This window comes from Streptomyces sp. NBC_00878, from assembly GCF_026341515.1.
GTDB lineage: Bacteria > Actinomycetota > Actinomycetes > Streptomycetales > Streptomycetaceae > Streptomyces.
Genome location: NZ_JAPEOK010000001.1, coordinates 3,056,762 through 3,077,781, shown reverse-complemented (window position 1 = coordinate 3,077,781; position 21,020 = coordinate 3,056,762). Strand labels below are relative to the sequence as shown.

The window sequence follows — 21,020 nt, the reverse complement described above, 5'->3', positions numbered from 1 at the left end:
CGGGCAAAATGCTGACCTCTTATAGGTTTTGAGCGATTTTGAGGATGGAGTCCCTCGATTGCTGCGCATTCAACGCTACCTGTTCGACTGCGTCCAGACGTCGGCGGAAGTTGGCCAGCTGAGTGGGCGACTCGAAGAAGACGGCACCGATCGGTGAGTCCACCTGGACGGTGTCCAGATGGGTGCTGTCGGCTGAGGCGTACAGAACTGAGTCGCCTGCCATGGGAAATCCGCCGACGCTGAACGGGATCACCTGAAGTGTGACGTTGTCGCGTTCGCTCTCCTTGAGCAGGTGACGCAGTTGGGTCTGAGCCACGAGGCGTCCGCCCACCTGCATGTGCAGGGCGGCTTCATGGATCAGGCCCGTGTACGGAATGGCAGGTTCCTTTGTGATCACCTTATGGCGGGCGAGTCGTTGCGCGATGCGGAGTTCTACTTCGAGGCGTGGCAGGGCGGGGATGAAGAGATCGAAAATGGCGCGGGCATGGTCCTCGGTCTGAAACATGCCCGGTACATGGGCAGTTTGAAGGGTCCTCAGGGAGCGAGCGGCGTACTCCAGTTCCGCGACATCAAGGAAGTCTGGCGGTACCTTGCCTCGGTATTCGTTCCACCATCCCGCTTTGCGGCCCCCTGTCATTGAGGCCAGAGCCTCGATCAGTGCTGGATCGTCGCACTCGTAGATGCTTGCCAGCCGCCGCAGGCGTTGCTCGCTGATGCCGAAGCGACCCGCTTCGACGTTCGAGATGGTCGTGCGGTCGGTACCAAGCAGCTCGGCCGCTCGTGGTGCAGACAGGCCGACAGCCTCGCGAAGGCGTCGCAGTTCGGCCCCGAAGCGGCGTTGGCTGATGGTGGGTGTTTGACGTGGCGCCATGTGGTCCTCTCCTCGCTCGCGCACAGTGTGCACGCCCGTATTGAGCCCGTCCATCCGAATCAGGAATACAACTCGTTGGATTGAAAGAGGTATCACGGGTTGTAATCGGTGCGCTACGGTGCGATCTGTGCCACCTGGTTCCTGTCGGCGTCCGGAAGCGCACCATCCCGCCCTGCCCATCCGGAAGGCAGGGCGGCTCGGTAGAGCCACCGGCCCCGTCGGCGCGAACACCCCATGGCACACGTCCAGTTGACCCACCGCGACCGCGCACCCAGGAGGTGCCACGTGAACACCGAACAGAGCCACAACCAGGACCAGACCCAGCACCAAAACCAGCATCAGAACCGCAACCTCGGCCCAACCTCCTACCTCCTCCCCGCCCTCGATCCACTCTCAGGCATCCCCCACCCGCCACCCCTCTCCTTCACCGCTCCCTGGTGCTACGAGCTGTGCTTCCCCTGCGACCCCCGAGGGCCGGGCATCGCCCGCGTCACGCTCCGGGCCGTCCTCGACGCGCACGGCCTCGCCCAGCTCGTGGACCGCGCGGAACTGCTTGCCTCCGAGCTCGCCACCAACTCTGTACGGCACACGAAGGGCCCCGCGTCTGTACGGCTCCAGTGGCTGTGCCCCGTACTGCGGGTCAGTGTCTGGGACATGAGCCCCGACCTGCCTCCGGCGCCAGGCTCCCGGCGGACGGACGTCGCAGCGCACGCGGAGGACGGACGCGGGCTTCTCATTCTCGACACGGTGGCCGACAGGTGGGGCGGGTGCGCCATAGGGGAAGGGAAGTTCGGGCCCGGTGGCAAGACGATCTGGTTCGAGCTGAGCCTTCCCGCCGTGCCACCGCCGGTGGACTCCACGCTCGCCGCTTGAGGGCGATCGTTTCCGTCGTGCAGTGATCCCGGTCCGAGCGCGGAATCGGGTGCCTGGCGACTCACCGGGCGCGCTAGTCGCGCGCCCCGCGTATCTCTCTCTCACGGAGACCGACACCCATGGACATTCCTGATATCTGCGTCGAGAAGGGCCACGCCGAGCCCGAAGAAGCGGTCGCCGTCACGGCGATCCTCCTCGCTCATGCGGCCGCCGCGCCCGCGGACGCTCCGGCCCGCCGGGGCTGCGCGAAGGCCGGCTGGCGCCGGCTGGAGCGGGAGTCCGGGTTTAGGGCGCCGCACAGCTGGCACTGACGCCTGGTTCGTTCGCACACGGTGAGCACGGCCCCGTCTCTCCCCTGGGATGCTGTTGGCGAATCCCGTCAGACCTCCAGCAAGTGGGCCGTGAGTCCCAGCGACACGCCGTAAACCCGGCGTGTCGCTGGGACTCTCGCGACAATTACTTCGCCCGGTGGATTCGCCAACAGCATCCCCCTGGGAGGGCGGGGCCGTTGTGCGTGGACGTCAAGCAACGGTGACGTCCACGCCTGGCAGATGCAGAGCGGTGACGGGCTGATCGTCGGGGGTGTGGCAGTGGGCGATCAGAACCGACTCCAGGGAGTCGAGTCCGCTGAATGCGGCGGACCCGTCGGGCATGATGCACTCATTCATGGTGAGTTGTTGCAATGAAGGGGGCAGGCGCTCACTCACCGTCAGCCAGGTGCGCAGGTTGAAACGGTTGAGGGTGAGGGTCTTGAGCCCGGACATGGCGGAGAACCCGCTGAGACCGTGCGGCGTGCAGATGTCGTTGCCGGACAGAAAGAGATACGAGACGTCGGAGTAGCCGCTCAACGTACCCAGATCCGTGGTTTCGCTCACCCCGAACAAGCTGATCCCCGAAACAGCTTGCCCAAGACGCAGACCGCCAAGGTCAGCCGTACCACGGAGTCCGAGGCGCAGGTGATTGAGATTCTGCAGGTTCTCCACCGTTTCGAGGCGCTTCAGTTGTCCTGGCCGCCCCATGACTGTCAGGTCGTGCAGATCTGGGTGAGCCGCGAACACTGACATGTCACCGACGCCGCTGAGGGCTTGGACATATAGAAACTCAAGGGGTGGGAGCTGGTCCAGGGCGGCGAGCTCCGGGAGCGGATACTCGATCCATAGGTTGGTGATCGACGTCAACCGAGTCGCCGCTTGCCACTGGCCGGAGTGCGTGAGGCTGACGGAGTGTCCCTTCAGCGGCAAATACGTCAGGACCTGGTCCGCGTAGGCGTCCGCATCGAAGTACGCCCAGGCTCTGATGAGTTCGGCGACAGTGGGCTCGCGGTCGTCATCTGCGTACCCCGCCAGGAGCGACAGCGCCGCCTCGCCCCCGATCAGCGCCACAGTCCGCACGGTCTGCACCGCGGCCTTCTCCGTCAACTCGGCCAGCGAGCGAGGCAGCCTTCGCAGGAGACTCGTCCCCACCGCTGCGAGTGCGGGTGGGTCCGTCTGCCTGTGAGCCGGCAGCAGCGCCGACACCGCCTCGTCCAGACGGTCTGCCAACTCGCCCGAGATCGAAGGCAGCGTTTCCTGGCAGGCAGCCGCCAGCAGCCGTAGGGCTCGTGTGTGCCGGGGTTCCATCTCCGCCCGGTCGAGGATGCCGCCCAGGAGTTCCTCTCGCTGACGGGTGTTGGCGTGGCCGGCGGCCATGATGATCGTCTCGCGCCACAGGTCGAGGTGAGCACGTCCAACCAGGTTGCCTATGCGATCCTCCTCCGTGGCCTCCTCGGCGGCCAGGTACTCCTGGAACGTCCGGTGTACGAAGTCCAGGCGCCCCTGAACGGGGTCGCGGAGTATCCCGGAGCGCTCCAGAAGCTGCCCGAGGACCCCATGACTGTCCTGGACATCCAGGTGCCTCATCGCCGCGAGTTTTCTGCCGACGTGGACAGCGGCCTGGTCCATGCTGATCTCGCTGCGGTTGTTGTCCGACAGACGCCAGGCCAGATCGCGGAGTATGACCAGCTTGTCGCCGAGGCTGAGCTTGCTGTCGACAGCGCTCGGGACGTTGCGCTCCGTGTCACGGTCGTGGACGAGCGTGTCCAGGGCGTTCTTGTACAACTCCATCCGATCGCGTGGGAGTTGACTGCCGCGGTTCAGGTGCATGGCGCAGAGCATGGCCGCGAGCAACGGGGTGCCTGCGAGGGAGGGGAGATGCGGCCGGTCCTTGAGGCTGTTCAGCAGGGACTGCTCGTAGCGGGGGAGTTCGTCCACGGCGCAGGGCAGGTCGTCGCCCAGCTCGCGTACGGCCTGGTGCCATCGCCGTACGAAGGCAGCCAGGTCCGGTGGTGTCATACGGTCCAGGTGGAGGGCTGTGAAGTCCTCCTTGCGCAGCCAGTCCACGCTGGCCGCGGTCGGGCGCGACGTGACCACGACCCGAATACCGTTGTACGTCCCGAGCAGCCTGCGCAGCCACTCACGTACCGAGCGTCGCTCCCCGCCTTGCAACTCGTCCACGCCGTCCACCAGCAACAGGACCTTGCCGTCACCAAGTTGCCGCTCCACCCACGCCTTGGGCATGATCCCGGTGATGGCTCCGGCGACCCCGTCCAGCAACTCCTCGGGTTTCCTGGGCAGCGGACGGCCGCTGTACTCGCGCAGCTTGACGAATACAGGTGTGAGTCCGTTCCAGTCGGCGAGTTCGGTGGTGAAGGCGCCACGCGCCGCCGTGATGGCCAGCCATCGCAGCAGCGTCGTCTTGCCCGAGCCCGCTTCGCCTCGCAGCAACACCCTCGACGCCCCGCCGAGCGCGGCCTCGACCTGCATTCCCGAACTTTCCGCGCCAGGCTCCTCCCAGTCGCTCATGTCGGGTCGGAGGAGAGGCGAGGAGCGGCCGCCGGCTCGGCGTGTGCCGGTGTCTCCGGTGGTCCGCAGGCTGACGTACGCCACCGACAGCCGGACCTGCGCCGCCGCGCGATCGGACGTGCGGCGAAACAACTCCACCTCGTCGAGGTTGTTGCTGACCAGGTCCATGTACAGGCGACGGAAGCCCGCGTCTTGGTCGGTGCCGTCCGGCGCGAAGAGTGAACGGTCGGGCAGTCGTTCCAGAATGCGCTTCACATCGGTGCCCAGCGAGGTGGAGCGTTCCAGCAGTTCGGCGAGCGTCCTCTCCTCGAACGCCGGCAGACTCCGTACGATGCTGACGTAGTACTGACAGCACTCGGTGAAGAGCAGCCGGTAGAACCGCTCCTCCACCTCGTTGAGGCCGACAGGTGTTTGGACCGCGCGGGTGATCCGACGGACCAGCTCCGCCGGATTGGCGTCGGCGGCGAGGACCGCCTCGTCCGACAGGTCGGCTGCGGCGAAGGTGTCGCACACCCCGTTGATCGCTGCTTCTCGGCCGTTCTTGTCCAGCCCCCGGAACTCGTGGGTCAGGAATGGTTCCATGCGGGCGGCTGCCGCGTCGGCCATCTCCTCGAACTGTCTTTTGACACTACGCTGGAGCCGCAAACCGGGCACCCGCACCCGTACGAGCTCGTCCAAGGGCAGCCGACGCTCCTGTTCCTGCCGCTTGCCGCCCAGCCACATCTGGGCCGCCGTGTTCGCCACGGTCGTTCCCAGCCGTAATGCCGCCACTTCTGCGCCGCTCATCCTCGCCCCCTCGCCAGACCAACGAGCGTCAATTGTGACAGGGGCAACGACAAAGGGTGGCTTCTCCGTTTGGAGAAGCCACCCTTCAGACAGTCGGCCGAGCGCGGTGTGCGCTAGCGGAGGCGGGCCATCAGCGCGTGCTCCACCAGCGTGATGAGCGCCGACTTGGCGTCCGCGCGGTGGCGGGCGTCCGTCGTGATGATCGGGGTGTCGGGCCCGATCTGGAGCGCCTCCCGGACCTCGTCCGGGTTGTACGGCTGGTTGCCGTCGAAGCCGTTCAGGGCGATGACGAACGGCAGTCCGCTGTTCTCGAAGTAGTCGACCGCGGGAAAGCAGTCGGCGAGACGGCGGGTGTCCACGAGCACGATCGCGCCGATCGCGCCGCGTACCAGGTCGTCCCACATGAACCAGAAGCGGTCCTGGCCGGGCGTACCGAACAGGTACAGGATCAGGTCCTGGTCCAGGGTGATACGACCGAAGTCCATTGCCACCGTGGTGGTGGTCTTGTCCCCCGTGTGGGTGAGATCGTCGATGCCGGCCGAAGCGGACGTCATGACGGCCTCGGTACGCAGCGGGTTGATCTCCGAGACGGCCCCGACGAACGTGGTCTTGCCCACGCCGAAGCCTCCCGCCACCACGATCTTCGCCGAGGTGGTGGAGCGGGAAGGACCGCCGCTAGAGCTTGCGAAGTCCACTGAGCACCCTTTCGAGCAGTGTCACGTCTGGCTGGCCGCCGGCGTTCTCGTCGCCGCCGGGCTGATGGATGGCGACCAGGCCCGCCTCCGCCAAGTCGGCGACGAGGATCCTGGCCACGCCGAGAGGAATCGTCAGGAGGGCCGAGATCTCGGCCACCGACTTGATCTCCCGGCAGAGGTTGCAGATCCGCTGATGCTCGGGCAGCTGGCCCTGCATCTGGTGCGGCTGCGCGGTGGTGTGCACCAGTGCCTCGATGGCGAGCTGGTACCGCGGCCTGGTACGGCCGCCCGTCATGGCGTAGGGGCGCACCAGCGGGTTGCTGGCACCCCCCGTGGGCGACGGTTCGGGAGAGCGCCGCTGCGGCTGCACGGGCTGGATGCGCGGCGCCGGCGGCTGGTCGTACGGGGAGGGCCCGGGGCCCTGGGGTGCGTAGGGCTGCTGGTGCCGCGGGGTGGGTGTGGAGGGGAAGTTGTACCGGTTCGGCGAGTCGTTGCCGCCCTGCCCCTGTCCCCGGCCAGGGCCATAGGACCAGTTGCCCGAAGACGAACCGCCTGGGGGTGTTGCCACTTTCTCCTCCTCCGACCGTGCCGGGCCCATCACTGTGGAGCCGCGTCCCGAAACCTTACGGCCACGGGACGCCAATACGCATCGCTTGTCTGCTAGTTGAGCAGGCTTCCCTGGAGCTCCGCACGCAGATCAGGCGTCAGGACCGTACCGGCACGGTCCACCAGAAGTGCCATCTCGTACCCGACGAGACCGATGTCCGCTTCCGGATGTGCGAGTACTGCGAGCGACGATCCATCGGAAATGGACATGATGAAGAGGAATCCCCGTTCCATCTCCACAACCGTCTGATTCACGCTCCCGCCCTCGAAGATGCGGGACGCGCCCGCGGTCAGCGAGGTAAGGCCCGACGCGACGGCCGCCAGCTGGTCGGCACGGTCACGCGGGAACCCTTCGGACATCGCCAGAAGGAGTCCGTCGGCGGAGACCACCACGGTGTGGGACACCCCGGGGGTGTTGTCCACGAAGTTGGTGATCAACCAGTTCAGGTTCTGTGCCGCCTGGCTCATCGGGCTCACACTAACGCTCCTGGTTGTAGGTGCTGTCAGGCCCACTGTGCTGATTTCTAGTGGCCTGGCCGTTCGTGTCACTTCCTGCGTTGCGTCCCCGCTGGACGCCCCTGCGCAGGTTGCTCAGCCTGCCACGGACGTCCTCGGGAGCGCGGGAGACCGAGGGGCCGCCCTGGGGGGTCGATTCCGCGGTTCCCTCGACCAGGTTGGCCTTGGGTACCCGCCGCGGCAGGCCGGAGGAGGTGACCCCGCCTGCCTTGGGCTTCTTCAGCTGCTCGGCGCGCTGCCACATCTGGTCGTTGTTCGACCGCCAGTCGCCCTTGCCGGAGCCGTTGCTGCCGCTTCCGTTGCTGTCGTTGCCGCCGAAGAGACCCGGCGAATCCTGGCTCACGGACTGCTGGCTGCCCGCGCTCGCGGTGGCACCGCGGCGGGGGAGCCCGGCGTCGGTGGATCCGCGGCGCGGAAGCCCGGCGTCGGTCAGCGCGTGAGCGGCGGAAGAGGCCGGTTTCGGACGCTCGAAGCCTACGCGGTCCTGCTCGGCCACGTCAGCGGCCTGCGCGGGCTCCGCTTCGGGAGCGTACTCGGATCGGTAGCCGTTCTGGTACGTGTCCTGCTGCGGCCAGTCGTCCTGGTAGGACTGCTCTTCGAAGGGCGAGAAGCTGTCCGCCGCGGGAACGTGGGCCGGCTGGGGCGCGTCCTGGACGGGCTCCGTGTAGGAGGGTTCCGGGTACCCGCCGTTCGCCGGGAAGTACGTCTCGTCGTACGACGTCTGCTGCGGCTCCTCGTACGGCGTCTGCTGGTCGTACGCGGGCGCCTCGGTGTACGCGGCCGTGCCGTTGTCGTACGCGGCGATACCGTTGTCAAAGGCCTGCTGGCCGTTCTCGTAAGCGGGCTGCGGGTCGAACTCGTCCTGGAAGGACGGGGACTCGCCCTCGGGAACGCCGGGCGTCGCCTGGGCCTCCAGAGCCGCGCGGCGCTCCTCACGCATCAGCGAACGGCCCACGGGGTCCAACTCGCGTATGTCGTCCGGGATCTCGGCGTAGCGGCTGTCGTCGAAGCCGAGCTCGGCGGCCGTACGCATCTGCTGGCCGCTCTGGAACTCCTCGCCCCCGAACGGCTGCTGCTCCGGGATGATCTGCGAGACGGTGAACTCGTCGCGCTGCGGCGCCTGTTCGCCACCGCCACCGTGCGTGATGATGTCGGGCAGCATGACGAGCGAGGTCGTACCGGCCTGCTCGCCCGAGGGGCGCAGCTGGACGCGGATGCCGTGCCGGTCGGACAGCCGGCCGACCACGAAGAGGCCCATGCGCTGCGAGATCGCGGCGTCCACGGTCGGCGGGTTGGCCAGCTTGTGGTTGATGTCCGCGAAGTCCTCGGCGGTGAGGCCGATGCCCTTGTCGTGGATCTCGACCATGATGCGGCCGTCCGGGAGACGGGTCGCGGTGACGCGGACCTTCGTCTGGGGAGACGAGAACGTCGTGGCGTTCTCCAGGAGCTCCGCCAGCAGGTGCACGAGGTCGGTGACCGCGCGGCCGTGGATCTCGGCCTCCGGTACGCCCGACAGCTCGATGCGCTCGTACTGCTCCACCTCGGAGGAGGCGGCGCGCAGCACGTCGACCAGCGGGACCGGCTGGTCCCAGCGGCGGCCCGGCTCCTCGCCGGCGAGGACCAGGAGGTTCTCGCCGTTGCGGCGCATACGGGTCGCGAGGTGGTCCAGGCGGAAGAGGTTCTCCAGCTGGTCCGGGTCGGCCTCGTTGTTCTCCAGGTCGGTGATGAGGGTCAGCTGGCCCTCGATCAGGGACTGGTTGCGGCGCGACAGGTTGGTGAAGATCGCGTTGATGTTTCCCCGGAGCAGGGCCTGCTCGGCGGCCAGTCGTACGGCCTCGCGGTGGACCTGGTCGAAGGCGCGGGCGACTTCGCCGATCTCGTCCGTGGTGGTGATCGGGATGGGGGTGACCCGGGTGTCGACACGGCCCGGGTCGGTGCGCGAGAGCTGGTCGACCAGCATCGGCAGGCGCTGCTCGGCGACGCCGAAGGCCGCGTTGCGCAGCTGGCGCATCGAGCGGCTCATCTGGCGGGCCATGAGGCCGGCGATGATGAAGGCGGCGAGCAGGGCGACGATGACGATGGCGCCGTTGAGGTAGGCGTCGCGCTGGGCGTCGGTGGCGATGTCGCCCGCGTCGGTGACCGCCTTGTTGATGAGGTCCTGCTCGAGCTCGCTGTAGCCGTTGAACTTGAGGGTGGACGCCGCCATCCAGCTCTCGGGCGTGATGCCCTGCTGGGCCAGGTCGCCGGGGGCGGTGCCGCTGGCGATGGCCTGGATCATGCCGGTCATGCCGGGCGGGGCCTTGTAGGTGCCGCCGGCGGCCTCGGTCTTGCTCTTGGCCTCGGCGGCCAGCTTCTTGCCCTCGGCCTCCTTCTCCGCCATCACCTGCTTGAGGCGCGCGGCGTCCTGCGCCGTACCGCCGGAGACGTACTCCTGGACGGCCACGTTCTCGAGGTAGGCGTACGACGTGAAGGCCGTGATCTGCTGCTTGAGGACCGTCTCGTTGCTGCTGGGCTTGACCAGGAGGTGCATGCCGATCGCACGCTGCAGCGACGCGGCGCCCTTCGACAGGGCGAGGGCGTACACCGTGCGGCCGTAGCTCGTGATGTTGCCCGTACCGAGGCCCAGTTCGTTCGAGAACTCCATCAGGAGGTGCTCGACGAGGACGTAGCCCTCTTCGGTCTTCGTCGGGTCCATCGCGGTGGTGAAGGCGGCCTTGCGGATCTGGGTCAGCGTCGGCTCGGCGTCCTCCACCAGGTTCAGCCGGCGCTCCAGGCCCTGGCCGGCCGGCATCCCGACGACTTCCTTGTGGAAGACGTCGGCCTTCTGGTCCGTGAAGGCGCGGGCCTGCTTGACCGTCGCGTTGTCCCGGTCGCCCTCCAGCAGTGGCTGGGCGGAGACGTCACGTTCGTTGAGGAGCGCCTCGGCGTACTGTCCGGCCGCGTCGACTATCTTGGCGACCTTCTCCGCGTCCTGGGCCTCCTGCCAGGTGTCGATGGAGCTCTTCACCTGGAAGCCGCCCATGACGAGCCCGACGATCACGGGTATGAGCAGAATCGCGTTCAGCCTGGTTGGTACACGCCAGTTGCGCGGGGACAGACGGCCGCCGCTCTTCGCGGGAGGGGCCGCCGGCTCCGAGCCGGCCACATGTGCGGGTGCCGCTCCGCGCGGCGGCGGGGTGAAGTTGCCCCGTGCCGACGGCTCGGGACCGTTCTTGCTTCGCCTCACTCGACCAACAACCTCTCGGCTCGGCACCTTCGTCGTGCCGCGTGTGTCTTCCGGCCCTTACCTACTGGGCAAGTTCTGGCATTCCAGCACGTCAGGGTGTGCTCGTCCAAACACTCGGAACCCAGGATTCCGGGTGACGTATGTCCTAGATAAAACGGTCATAAAGAGCGAGCCCCGCCAAATGGCGGGGCTTTTATGAGCACAGCGGCATCAGACGACCGCGACGCGTGTCGGTGCCACTCGATATCTCTGTCGAAACGTTATGAACACCAAGGCCGACCGTGTCAAACGACACAGCCGGCTCCAGTGCGTCTACGACAACTGCCGTACGGCGTTGCCGACTTGTGTGCCAGGCCGCCTGCCAGGACATGGCCCCCGCACGATCCCTAGCGCAGACGGGCCATCAAGGCGTGCTCGACCAGGGTGATGAGCGCGCTCTTGGCGTCCGCGCGGTGGCGGGCGTCCGTCGTGATGATCGGTGCGTCGGGGCCGATCTGCAGGGCCTCGCGGACCTCGTCGGGCGTGTACGGCTGGTGGCCGTCGAAGCCGTTCAGGGCGATGACGAACGGCAGCCCGCTGTTCTCGAAGTAGTCGACCGCGGGGAAGCAGTCGGCGAGACGGCGGGTGTCGACGAGCACGACGGCGCCGATCGCACCGCGTACCAGGTCGTCCCACATGAACCAGAAGCGGTCCTGCCCCGGCGTACCGAACAGGTACAGGATCAGGTCCTGGTCCAGGGTGATACGGCCGAAGTCCATGGCGACGGTGGTCGTCGTCTTGTCCCCGGTGTGAGTGAGGTCGTCGATCCCCGCACTGGCGGACGTCATGACGGCCTCGGTGCGCAGAGGGTTGATCTCGGAGACGGCACCCACGAACGTGGTCTTGCCGACGCCGAAGCCACCTGCCACCACGATCTTCGCGGAGGTGGTAGCCCGCCCTCCGTCAGAGCTTGCGAAGTCCACTGAGCACCCTTTCGAGCAGTGTCACGTCCGGGGCGCCGCCGTTGCTCTCGTCGCCACCCGGCTGGTGGATCGCGACGAGTCCGGCCTCCGCGAGGTCCGCGACGAGAATGCGTGCCACACCCAGGGGCATGGACAACAGGGCCGACACCTCGGCGACCGACTTCACCTCACGGCAGAGGTGGCAGATCCGCTGGTGTTCGGGAAGCAGCCCCATCAGCTCGGCCGGGTCGGCCGCGGTGCTGATCAGTGCCTCTATGGCGAGCTGGTAGCGCGGCCGGGTCCGGCCGCCGGTCATCGCGTACGGACGTACCAGCGGCTGGTCGCCCTCATCCTCGTACGGCTGGGCGTACGGATCATGAGAGGCGGTGGGCGGGGTCATTGATCCTCCGGGCGGGACAGCAGGTCGGGCAGTCGTGCCGTCTGACGGGGCCGGTGGGGGGAGGGCGGCCGGACGGATTGTTCGGTCGTTCGGTGGAACTGGCTAGTGGAGCAGGCTGCCCTGGAGCTCGGCGCGCAGATCCGGCGTGAGTACCGCCCCCGCACGATCGACGAGCAGAGCCATCTCGTAGCCGACAAGGCCGATGTCGCAGTCCGGGTGGGACAGGACCGCGAGGGACGACCCGTCCGAGACGGACATCAGGAAGAGGAAGCCGCGTTCCATCTCGACGACCGTCTGGGCGACTGTGCCGCCCTCGAAGATCCGGGAGGCACCGGCCGTGAGTGAGGTAAGTCCGGAGGCGACTGCCGCGAGCTGGTCGGCGCGGTCGCGCGGAAAGCCCTCGGACATCGCCAGGAGGAGGCCGTCGGCGGAAACGACGACGGTGTGGGACACCCCGGGGGTGTTGTCAACGAAGTTGGTGATCAACCAGTTGAGGTTCTGTGCCGCCTGGCTCATCTGGCTCAACTAACGCTCCTGCTGGTGAGTGGGGCTGGGGAAGCTGCCGGTCTGGCCGGTACCGGCCTGCCGGCCCTGCTGGATGCCCCTACGAAGATTGGTCAGCCGGCCGCGTACGTCATCGGGCGCACGCGAGACCTGCGGACCGGTTTGGTGCTGTTGCTGCTGAGCCGTCCCCGCGACGAGGTTCGCGCGGGGGACCCGGCGCGGCAGACCCGAGACGGTCACGCCACCCGCGGAGGGCTGGCGTACCCGCTCTGCCTGTCGGCCGAGTTCGTCATTGGGGGTGGTCCGCCAGGAGGCGGACGCGGACGCGGTGGGCACCGGACGCTGTGGGGGCGTCGGAGCCTGCGCGGGCTGCTGCGGAGCCTGCTCGCCGTTGACGGCCTGACCATTGGTCTGGCCGCTGCCGTTCTGGCTGTTGGCGGCCTGGGCCTGGTTGAACCAGTTGGTCTCCAGGGTGTCGTACAGCGGCGTACGTCCGTCGCCGGGACCCGTCGCCGGGGGCAGCGCCTCGGGCTCCTGGGGGAGCGCGGGACGCCGACGCGGCTGCGGGGGCTGCTGCGGACGCTGCGGCCGACTGCCGTTGGTGCCGGGACGCTCGAACTGCCCGGTGTCACCGCCCTGCCGCTCGCCGTGGTTCGGCGTCGGGAACCGGCCGGTGTCGTTCTGCTGAACGTCCTGCCCCGGCGCCGCGTACTGACCGGTGGAGCCGGCGTCGTAGCCGGGCATCGCGAACTGGCCGGTGGAAGCGGGGTCCTGGCGGTTGTACTGGCCGCCGGAGGAGGGGTTCTGACCCGTGCCGGAAGGATTCGGCTGACCGAAGACGTCCGGGCGGACGAACTGCCCGGTGCCCTGCGGCGCACCCGCGCCGGAACGCGGGGCGTCGTAGTCCGGTCGCGGGTACTCACCCGTGGAACCGTGACCCTGACGGTCCTCGATCCGCGGGAACTCCGAGGTGGACGCGGGCGAGCCCGGGCCCCGGTGGTCGCTGATCCGCGGCATCTGCGAGGTGGCGTCCACCTCGTCGTGGCCGCGCGGGGTGTCCATCGAGGAACGCGGCACCGGCGGCTGCGCGTTGTCGTCGCTCCAGCTGGGCACGCGCGGCTGCGGGTTGCCGCCGGGCAGCTCGGCACGCGGACCACCGAGCGGCGGCAGCTGCGGCTGCTTCGGCGGCTGCGGACGACGGCCCTGGTCGCCGTTGGTCGGACGCTGCTGGGGCGGCGGGGGCACGGGGCCGCGGTTGTTGCCGCCCATCGTGTCGCGTCCGCCACCGAACAGGTCCTGCTGACCGGAGCTGTTGCCGAAACCGTTGAAGCCCTGCTGTCCGCCCGTGCCCGTGGACTGGAAGCCCTGCGCGGCACCGGCACCGGCCGGAGCCGGCCTGCCCTGCGGGGGCGGGGGAGTCTGAGGACCGCGCGCTCCGCCCGGTCCGCCCGGGTGACCGCCCGCGTCCGGCCTGGGCAGCGCGGCCCGCGGAGCGGTACCGGCACCGACCTGGCCGCGCTGCGGTCCGGCGTTGAGCCGTCCGCCGTTGCCGCCGCCGGCGCCGAGGGCGGGACCGCCTCCGGCACCGCCCCGACGGGCCGCCGCGACACCGGCCGCGGCCTGCGCGGCGGCCGGACCGCCGCTGAGGGGGGCACCCTGGCCCTGCTTGTTGCCCGGAACCTTCTTGCCGCCCTGGGCGACATCGACGGGCAGCATGACCAGCGCGGTCGTACCACCGGAGTCGGACGGACGCAGCTGGATGCGGATGCCGTGGCGCTGGGACAGCCGGCCGACCACGAACAGACCCATGCGGCGGGAGACCGAGACGTCCACGGTGGGCGGCGAGGCGAGCCGCTCGTTGATCGCCGCGAGGTCCTCGGGCGAGAGGCCGATACCGGTGTCGTGGATCTCGATCAGTACGCGGCCGTCGGGCAGCGCGTGACCGGTGACCTTGACCTTGGTCTGCGGGGAGGAGAACGAGGTGGCGTTCTCCAGCAGCTCGGCGAGCAGGTGCACGAGGTCGTTGACCACGCGGCCGGCGACCTCGGTCGTCGGCACGGCGGCCAGTTCGATGCGCTCGTACTGCTCCACCTCGGAGGCGGCGGCACGGAGCACGTCGACCAGCGGGACCGGGCGGGTCCAGCGGCGGCCGGGCTCTTCACCGGCGAGCACCAGGAGGTTCTCGCCGTTACGGCGCATGCGGGTCGCGAGGTGGTCGAGCTTGAACAGCGAGGACAGCTGGTCCGGGTCGGCCTCGCGGGACTCCAGTTCGGAGATGAGCGACAGCTGACGCTGGATGAGGCCCTGGGAGCGGCGCGAGAGGTTGGTGAACATCGCGTTGACGTTGCCTCGCAGCAGCGCCTGCTCGGCGGCCAGTCGAACGGCCTCGCGGTGCACGTCGTCGAAGGCCGCGGCCACCTGGCCGATCTCGTCCTTGGAGTGCACACCGACCGACTCGACGGACGTGTCGACGTCCTGCGGGTCGGACTCGGACAGCTGCTTGACCAGCTCGGGCAGCCGGTCCTGGGCGACCTTCGTCGCGGTGTCCTGGAGACGGCGCAGCGAGCGGATCATGGAGCGGGCCACCACGAAGGCGCCGACCAGCGAGACACCGAGCACCAGCAGGATCAGCGCACCGGAGATGATCGCTTCCTGCTCGGCCTCGTTGCGCAGCTCACGGGCCTTCTGCTCCATCTCGTTGAGCAGCGTCAGCTCGATGTTCGACATCTGCAGGTACTTGGCGGAGTCGGCGTCCACCCAGTCCAGGTACGAGCGCTTGTCGCGCAGCTGCAGACCGTTCTGGCGCCGCAGTACGCGCTCGGCGTAGGTGTCGGCCGCCTTGATGGTCGGGCTCGGCTCGTCGAGCGTCTTCGTCAGCTCGCGCGAGTTGCCCTCGTAGATGCTGGCGAAGCTGGTGAGTTCGGCCTTCTGGTTCTCGAAGGCGGACAGACCGTACTGCCGGTCGTTCTCGGAGAGCTTGCCGTACGTGGCGTCGGTGGCCGGCAGGGCCGCGGCGATGACCGCGCGCTGGATCGACGCGTACTCCTTGGCGGTGGAGAAGGCCGCCAGGGCGCGGGTGCGCTGGATCATCTCCGGGTTGCTGGTCGCCTCGGCCATGTCCTGGGAGAGGCCCAGCAGTTGGTCGATGAGCCGGTGGTACGCCTCGATCGACTGGGAGGAGTTCCGGTTGTCCTGGAAGGCGTTGTTGCGGATGCCGCTCAGGGTGTTCAGCTGGGTGGCGATGGCCACCACGTTGTCCCGGACGCCGTCGAGGTTCTCGTCGTCGCCCGCGTCGTCGAGCTCGTGGGTGCCTTCCATGAAGGCGGCACGCGCACGGTCCGACTTGTCGCGGACGCCCTTGACGGTGAAGTCGGACGCCTTCGTGCCGTTGGCGAGCGGACCGGCCGACTTGTCGCGCTCCTCCTGGAGCGCGGAGGCGAGCTCGGTCGCCTGCTTCGTCATGTCGGTCAGCAGCTTCATGTTCTCGAGCTGCTGGATCTCGTCCATCGTGTCGCTGATGCGGAAGGCACCCAGCGACGTCGCGGCGACCACGGGCAGCGCGAGCAGCGACACCAGACGCGTGGAGATGCGCCAGTTGCGCAGGGCTATTCGCGAGCCGGGGCCACTGGGGCTCTTTGCCGTGGGCGGTGCGGCGGGTGGGTTACCCGGGCCGCCGTTCACCGCGTTCGGACCGCCCTTGCCCTGGACTCCCATGGGCGCACCGGTGCGCGACGAGCGCTCACCGTTGTCGCCGGCCTGCGCCGGTCCTGGGTTCTGGGCGTGCTGGGGCGAGGAACCGGTGCCGGTCCCGCCGTGCGGCTCCGGCTCCGCCGAAGCGCTGCCATCCCTCTTGAAACGTCCCTGCACTAGCGTCGCAACCTCTGGACCAGGCGCCTCTCCGCGTGAACGGCGAGACGGTGTCGGCGTCTTGGGAGCGCCCTGAACGCGCCCCCAGGTGTGGTCGTGAGTGACCGGCGCAGGTCCCCCTGTAATTCCCGCCGCCACTCGGCGCTGCGTTGCGCCCCTTGCGCGCCGGTTGAATCCCGCGGCGGTCCGTGGAATTCCAGCACAGTGCCGGATCTCCAACAAGGCCCATGGGTCATGCTGTGACCATCGTGACACCGAGTGAAGACCGTGTTACAGGATGTGGAAAGCGATTCCATCGATAACGGACACAGGTGTACGAGTCAATGGCAGATAAGTGGTGTCCCAGTCTTCATGATCAGGAGAGGAATAGTGCCTTCGGTGGGGCAATGTCCGTTTCGGCATGGGGAGTTGGGGGTCTGAATTGACCGATTTGCCTGCTAGCTAGTGAGGAAACTCACACGGTGATCACAGCGTCTTCACGCGTTCGCCAGGGACCTGCATGTTTAGCCTGGCGCTTTACAGGGATGGCAAATCCGACAACCCGCGCCCATGCGGCGGTTCTTGACCCCGCGCGGCGCCCGTAACGACAGGGCCCGAAACCGCAGATGAAGACGACGATGTTCCGCAACATAGCCAACCCGCGACGCACCACCCTGGCGCACCTGGCGGACGCCGAAGAGCTGCGTACGCCGGAGCAGCAGGAGCACTCCGTCGAGCTCCCCGCGAACACCGCCAACCCCCGGCGCACGATCCTGATGGACATCCCGGTCGCGGCCATGGCAGCGGAGTAGCCCCTCCCCTCGCCCCGCCCACCCGCAATACACGCGAGGCCGCGCCCCTCCCCGAGTTAGCCTGGAGCGTCCGACTTCAGCCAGCTCAGTGAGGGGCGCAGGCATCTCGTGCGCATCGCCAGGTTCTCCATCGACGGCAACGTCGCGTTCGGCGCGGTCGAGGGCGAGAGCCCTCCTGGGTCGACCGACGGGCTCGTGCTCGACATCATCAAGGGCCATCCGTTCACGGACTTCGAGCTCTCCGGCACGAAGGTCCCGCTGAGCAAGGTCCGGCTCCTGCCGCCCATGCTCCCCAACAAGGTCGTGGCCTTCGGCCGCAACTACGCGGAGCACGCCAGGGAGATGGGCAACGAGGTGCCCGACGCCCCGTTCGCCTTCTTCAAGCCGTCCACCTCGGTGATCGGCCCCGGCGACGAGATCGCGTACCCCTCCTTCTCGAACGAGGTGCACCACGAGGCCGAGCTGGCCGTCGTGATCGGCCGGATGTGCCGCGAGGTCCCGCGCGAGCGCGTCAAGGACGTCATCCTCGGCTACACCTGCGCCAACGACGTCACCGCACGCGACGTCCAGCGGCGCGAGAAGCAGTGGGCCCGGGCCAAGGGCTTCGACTCCTCCTGCCCGCTCGGCCCCTGGGTGGAGACGGACCTCGACCCGTCCGACCTGACCATCATGTGCACGGTCAACGGCCAACAGCGCCAGCTGGGCCGCACCAGCGAGATGATCCACTCCGTCGAGGACCTGATCGTCAACATCACCGAGGCCATGACGCTGCTCCCCGGCGACGTGATCCTCACGGGCACCCCCGCGGGGGTCGGCCCCCTCACTGTCGGCGACGAGGTCGCCGTCACCATCGAAGGCATCGGCACTCTCACCAACAAGGTGATCAAGCGTGGCTAACGCGAACTCCCCCAAGTCCTCGACTCCGCTCGGACAGGGGGTGCCCCCACGTGTACGTTTCTGTCCGTCCCCGACCGGCAACCCCCACGTGGGCCTGGTCCGTACCGCCCTGTTCAACTGGGCGTTCGCCCGGCACAACGAAGGCACGCTGGTCTTCCGCATCGAGGACACCGACGCGGCCCGCGACTCCGAGGAGTCCTACGGCCAGCTGCTCGACTCGATGCGCTGGCTGGGCTTCGACTGGGACGAGGGCCCCGAGGTCGGCGGCCCGCACGAGCCGTACCGCCAGTCACAGCGGATGGACATCTACCGCGATGTGGCGGCCAAGCTCCTGGAGGCGGGCCACGCCTACTACTGCTACTGCTCCACGGAGGAGCTGGACGCCCGCCGCGACGCCGCCCGCGCCGCCGGCAAGCCGTCCGGCTACGACGGCCACTGCCGCGCCCTGACCGCCGAGCAGACCGAGGCATACAAGGCGGAGGGCCGCACGCCCATCGTCCGCTTCCGCATGCCCGACGAGACGATCACCTTCACGGACCTGGTCCGCGGCGAGATCACGTACCTCCCGGAGAACGTCCCGGACTACGGGATCGTACGGGCCAACGGAGCCCCGCTCTACACGCTCGTGAACCCGGTCGACGACGCCCTGATGGAGATCACCCACGTCCTGCGCGGCGAGGACCTGCTCTCCTCCACCCCGCGCCAGATCGCCCTCTACAAGGCACTGGCAGAGCTGGGCATCGCCAAGTCGGTGCCCGCCTTCGGACACCTGCCGTACGTGATGGGCGAGGGCAACAAGAAGCTCTCCAAGCGCGACCCGCAGTCCTCGCTGAACCTCTACCGGGAGCGCGGTTTCCTCCCGGAGGGCCTGCTCAACTACCTCTCCCTGCTCGGCTGGTCGCTCTCCGCCGACCAGGACATCTTCACGATGGACGAGATGGTCGCGGCCTTCGACGTGACGGACGTGAACCCGAACCCGGCCCGCTTCGACCTCAAGAAGGCCGAGGCGATCAACGCCGACCACATCCGCCTGCTGGATGTGAAGGACTTCGCCGAGCGCTGCGCCCCCTGGCTGAAGGCCCCCTTCGCGCCCTGGGCGCCGGAGGACTTCGACCAGGCCCAGTGGGACGCGATCGCCCCGCACGCCCAGACCCGCCTCAAGGTCCTCTCCGAGATCACGGACAACGTCGACTTCCTGTTCCTGCCGGAGCCGGTCTTCGACGAGGCGTCCTGGACCAAGGCCATGAAGGAGGGCAGCGACGCGCTGTTGCGTACGGCCCGCGAGAAGCTGGACGCGGCCGACTGGTCTTCGCCCGACTCCCTCAAGGATGCCGTCCTGGCCGCCGGCGAGGAGCACGGCCTCAAGCTCGGCAAGGCGCAGGCCCCGGTCCGCGTCGCCGTCACCGGCCGCACGATCGGCCTGCCGCTCTTCGAGTCCCTGGAGATCCTGGGCAAGGAGAAGACGCTGTCCCGCATCGACGCGACGCTGGCGAAGCTGACCGCGTAGCTCAGCATGAGTGAGGGGCGGCCCCCGGATGGCGGGGGCCGCCCCTCACGACGTTCGTCAGACGGCGTCGTCCTCGTCGATCAGATACGCGCTCTCGTCGAAGATCTCCGCTACCACGACGACCATGATCGCGCCGGCCACCATGTACTCCAGCATCACGCCAGGGGCCACGTAGGCCTTGCGTAGATGCTCGTCCGGACCCAGCTGGGCGGTTGAGTTCTTGCGGAACGGGTCACGAGCCAGTATGCGCACCGCCTTGTCCAACTGGGCTCGGCGCTCTCCGGGCAGGGCGTCGAACGTCGTACGGGCCTCGACGGTGAACTGGACGCGGTACTCGGTCATGGCTGCGGCTCGGTCTCTCACTCGGCGGGCCCACCACGCTATGGCATCCGCCGCCCGGGCCGTCTCCGCTCCGGGCAACCTGGCCTGCGCCTCCCCGCGGTAGCGCCACCGCACCGCTCCACCGGTGCGACCGCCACCGTCGCGATCCCGGCGGACCACAGATCCCGGCGGACTACAGATCCCGGCGGACTACAGATCCCGGGGCCGCCGGCGTCCGCGCCTCCCGGGACGGCAAGTGGGGCGACGGCAACCGGGTCACGGATACGTACACCTGGCACCTGACCGCCAAGCCGCGCGACGGCCAGGGCCCCGACCCGACACTGACCGGCACGACCACGGTCAACTGACCGCATTCTCCCGGATTCTTCGGGGGACAACCCCCGAACCCCCAACCGGGCCCGCGCTGCCGGTACCGTCGAGTCATGACGATCAGAGCCGTGGTCTGGGACGTGGACGACACCCTCTTCGACTACACCACGGCCGACCGTGCCGGTATGCGCGGACATCTCGCCGCCGAGGGCCTGCTCGACGGCTACGCCTCCGTCGAGCAGGCCCTCGGCCGCTGGCGCGAGCTCACCGACGAGCAGTGGGCGAGGTACGCGGCGGGGGAGGTGGACTGGGAGGAGGGCCGCCGGGACCGGGTGCGCGCCTTTCTCGGCCAACCCCTCACCGACACGGAGGCGGAGGACTGGTTCCTCCGCTACCTCGCGCACTACGAGGCGGCCTGGGCGCTGTTCCCGGACGTGCTCCCCGTCCTCGACGCCCTGGCGGGCAGCCACCGCCACTCCGTGCTGTCCAACTCCAGCATCCGGGTCCAGGACCACAAGCTGCGCGTCCTCGGCGTACGGGACAGGTTCGAGTCCGTGCTGTGCGCGGCCGAGCTGGGTGTCTCGAAGCCCGCGGCGCAGGCGTTCCACGCGGCCTGCGAAGCGCTCGCCCTGCCGCCGCACGAGGTCGCGTACGTCGGGGACCACCCGGAGGTCGACGGCCAGGGCGCGGCCGACGCCGGACTGTTCTCGGTCTGGATCGACCGCGGCGGCGTGAGCGCCGTCACCGCCCCGGGTCCGGACGCCGCACCGGACGGGGCGCGGGATCAGCTCTCCGGCCTGCGGCGGATCGCCTCGCTGGCCGAACTCCCCGCGATCCTCCGGCCCGATACCCGTTTTGGAGCGCCGTCCACCTTCAGGTAATGTTCTTCCTGCGCCGCCGGAGAAGCGGGCCGAAAGGCCACAGACCGGAGGCGCACACTAAGACAAGATCCCCGACGGGGATTGCGCCTCAGTGGCCTATGGTGTAATTGGCAGCACGACGGTTTCTGGTTCCGTTAGTCTAGGTTCGAGTCCTGGTAGGCCAGCTCG

At 68.4% G+C, this 21,020-nt stretch carries 17 protein-coding genes and 1 tRNA gene; 7 read left to right on the top strand and 11 right to left on the bottom strand.

The window, feature by feature from the left end:
- Positions 1-19: 19 nt before the first annotated feature.
- On the bottom strand, positions 20-871 hold the full coding sequence (locus tag OHA11_RS12640) for a helix-turn-helix transcriptional regulator (RefSeq protein ID WP_266495387.1): 852 nt from the start codon (positions 869-871) through the stop codon (positions 20-22).
- A gap of 285 nt (positions 872-1,156) precedes the next feature.
- Here OHA11_RS12640 and OHA11_RS12635 point away from each other — a divergent pair, with 285 nt between their 5' ends.
- Together OHA11_RS12635 and OHA11_RS12630 are read left to right on the top strand one after the other, a co-directional pair.
- Entirely contained in the window at positions 1,157-1,744 is a 588-nt protein-coding gene (locus tag OHA11_RS12635) for an ATP-binding protein (RefSeq protein ID WP_323186553.1), read from the top strand.
- 119 nt (positions 1,745-1,863) lie between these two features.
- Positions 1,864-2,055 (top strand): acyl-CoA carboxylase epsilon subunit, encoded by a 192-nt coding sequence (locus OHA11_RS12630; RefSeq protein ID WP_266495384.1) that lies wholly within the window; start codon positions 1,864-1,866, stop codon positions 2,053-2,055.
- A gap of 210 nt (positions 2,056-2,265) precedes the next feature.
- Here the strand turns inward: OHA11_RS12630 and OHA11_RS12625 are convergent, their stop codons facing one another.
- From OHA11_RS12625 to OHA11_RS12585, 9 genes are all read right to left on the bottom strand, one after another.
- Positions 2,266-5,370: an NACHT domain-containing protein gene (locus OHA11_RS12625; RefSeq protein ID WP_266495382.1), complete on the bottom strand. Its 3,105-nt coding sequence runs from the start codon at positions 5,368-5,370 to the stop codon at positions 2,266-2,268.
- A 113-nt stretch (positions 5,371-5,483) separates the two neighbouring features.
- On the bottom strand, positions 5,484-6,065 hold the full coding sequence (locus OHA11_RS12620; protein WP_026248371.1) for an ATP/GTP-binding protein: 582 nt from the start codon (positions 6,063-6,065) through the stop codon (positions 5,484-5,486).
- On the bottom strand, positions 6,046-6,633 hold the full coding sequence (locus OHA11_RS12615; RefSeq protein ID WP_266495379.1) for a DUF742 domain-containing protein: 588 nt from the start codon (positions 6,631-6,633) through the stop codon (positions 6,046-6,048). Before OHA11_RS12615 ends, OHA11_RS12620 begins: the two co-directional genes overlap by 20 nt.
- A 92-nt stretch (positions 6,634-6,725) precedes the next feature.
- On the bottom strand, positions 6,726-7,139 hold the full coding sequence (locus OHA11_RS12610; RefSeq protein WP_033321188.1) for a roadblock/LC7 domain-containing protein: 414 nt from the start codon (positions 7,137-7,139) through the stop codon (positions 6,726-6,728).
- Between the two features lie 10 nt (positions 7,140-7,149).
- Positions 7,150-10,413: a nitrate- and nitrite sensing domain-containing protein gene (locus OHA11_RS12605; RefSeq protein ID WP_266495368.1), complete on the bottom strand. Its 3,264-nt coding sequence runs from the start codon at positions 10,411-10,413 to the stop codon at positions 7,150-7,152.
- A gap of 386 nt (positions 10,414-10,799) precedes the next feature.
- Entirely contained in the window at positions 10,800-11,375 is a 576-nt protein-coding gene (locus OHA11_RS12600; RefSeq protein ID WP_055614002.1) for an ATP/GTP-binding protein, read from the bottom strand.
- Entirely contained in the window at positions 11,356-11,754 is a 399-nt protein-coding gene (locus OHA11_RS12595; RefSeq protein ID WP_266495367.1) for a DUF742 domain-containing protein, read from the bottom strand. The genes OHA11_RS12600 and OHA11_RS12595 overlap by 20 nt, the downstream gene beginning before the upstream one ends.
- A 102-nt stretch (positions 11,755-11,856) precedes the next feature.
- On the bottom strand, positions 11,857-12,270 hold the full coding sequence (locus OHA11_RS12590) for a roadblock/LC7 domain-containing protein (protein WP_044471908.1): 414 nt from the start codon (positions 12,268-12,270) through the stop codon (positions 11,857-11,859).
- A gap of 9 nt (positions 12,271-12,279) precedes the next feature.
- Entirely contained in the window at positions 12,280-16,125 is a 3,846-nt protein-coding gene (locus OHA11_RS12585; protein WP_266495366.1) for a nitrate- and nitrite sensing domain-containing protein, read from the bottom strand.
- A gap of 605 nt (positions 16,126-16,730) precedes the next feature.
- On the opposite strand from OHA11_RS12585, the gene OHA11_RS12580 reads away from it, so the two are divergent.
- The 3 genes from OHA11_RS12580 (at position 16,731) to gltX (ending at position 19,320) form a co-directional block, all read left to right on the top strand.
- On the top strand, positions 16,731-16,916 hold the full coding sequence (locus OHA11_RS12580; protein ID WP_266495365.1) for a hypothetical protein: 186 nt from the start codon (positions 16,731-16,733) through the stop codon (positions 16,914-16,916).
- Between the two features lie 108 nt (positions 16,917-17,024).
- Positions 17,025-17,813, top strand: a complete 789-nt coding sequence (locus tag OHA11_RS12575; RefSeq protein WP_266495364.1) for a fumarylacetoacetate hydrolase family protein — start codon at positions 17,025-17,027, stop codon at positions 17,811-17,813.
- Positions 17,806-19,320 (top strand): glutamate--tRNA ligase, encoded by a 1,515-nt coding sequence (gltX, locus tag OHA11_RS12570; RefSeq protein ID WP_266495363.1) that lies wholly within the window; start codon positions 17,806-17,808, stop codon positions 19,318-19,320. Before OHA11_RS12575 ends, gltX begins: the two co-directional genes overlap by 8 nt.
- A gap of 57 nt (positions 19,321-19,377) precedes the next feature.
- Here gltX and OHA11_RS12565 read toward each other — a convergent pair whose 3' ends face one another.
- The gene (locus OHA11_RS12565; protein WP_266495361.1) at positions 19,378-19,662 is read right to left on the bottom strand and encodes a type II toxin-antitoxin system RelE/ParE family toxin; all 285 of its coding nucleotides are present in this window, start codon (positions 19,660-19,662) and stop codon (positions 19,378-19,380) included.
- A gap of 422 nt (positions 19,663-20,084) precedes the next feature.
- On the opposite strand from OHA11_RS12565, the gene OHA11_RS12560 reads away from it, so the two are divergent.
- Positions 20,085-20,852 (top strand): HAD family hydrolase, encoded by a 768-nt coding sequence (locus OHA11_RS12560; protein WP_266495359.1) that lies wholly within the window; start codon positions 20,085-20,087, stop codon positions 20,850-20,852.
- Positions 20,853-20,944: 92 nt separating this feature from the next.
- A tRNA-Gln gene (locus tag OHA11_RS12555) sits at positions 20,945-21,016 on the top strand.
- Positions 21,017-21,020 lie beyond the last annotated feature (4 nt).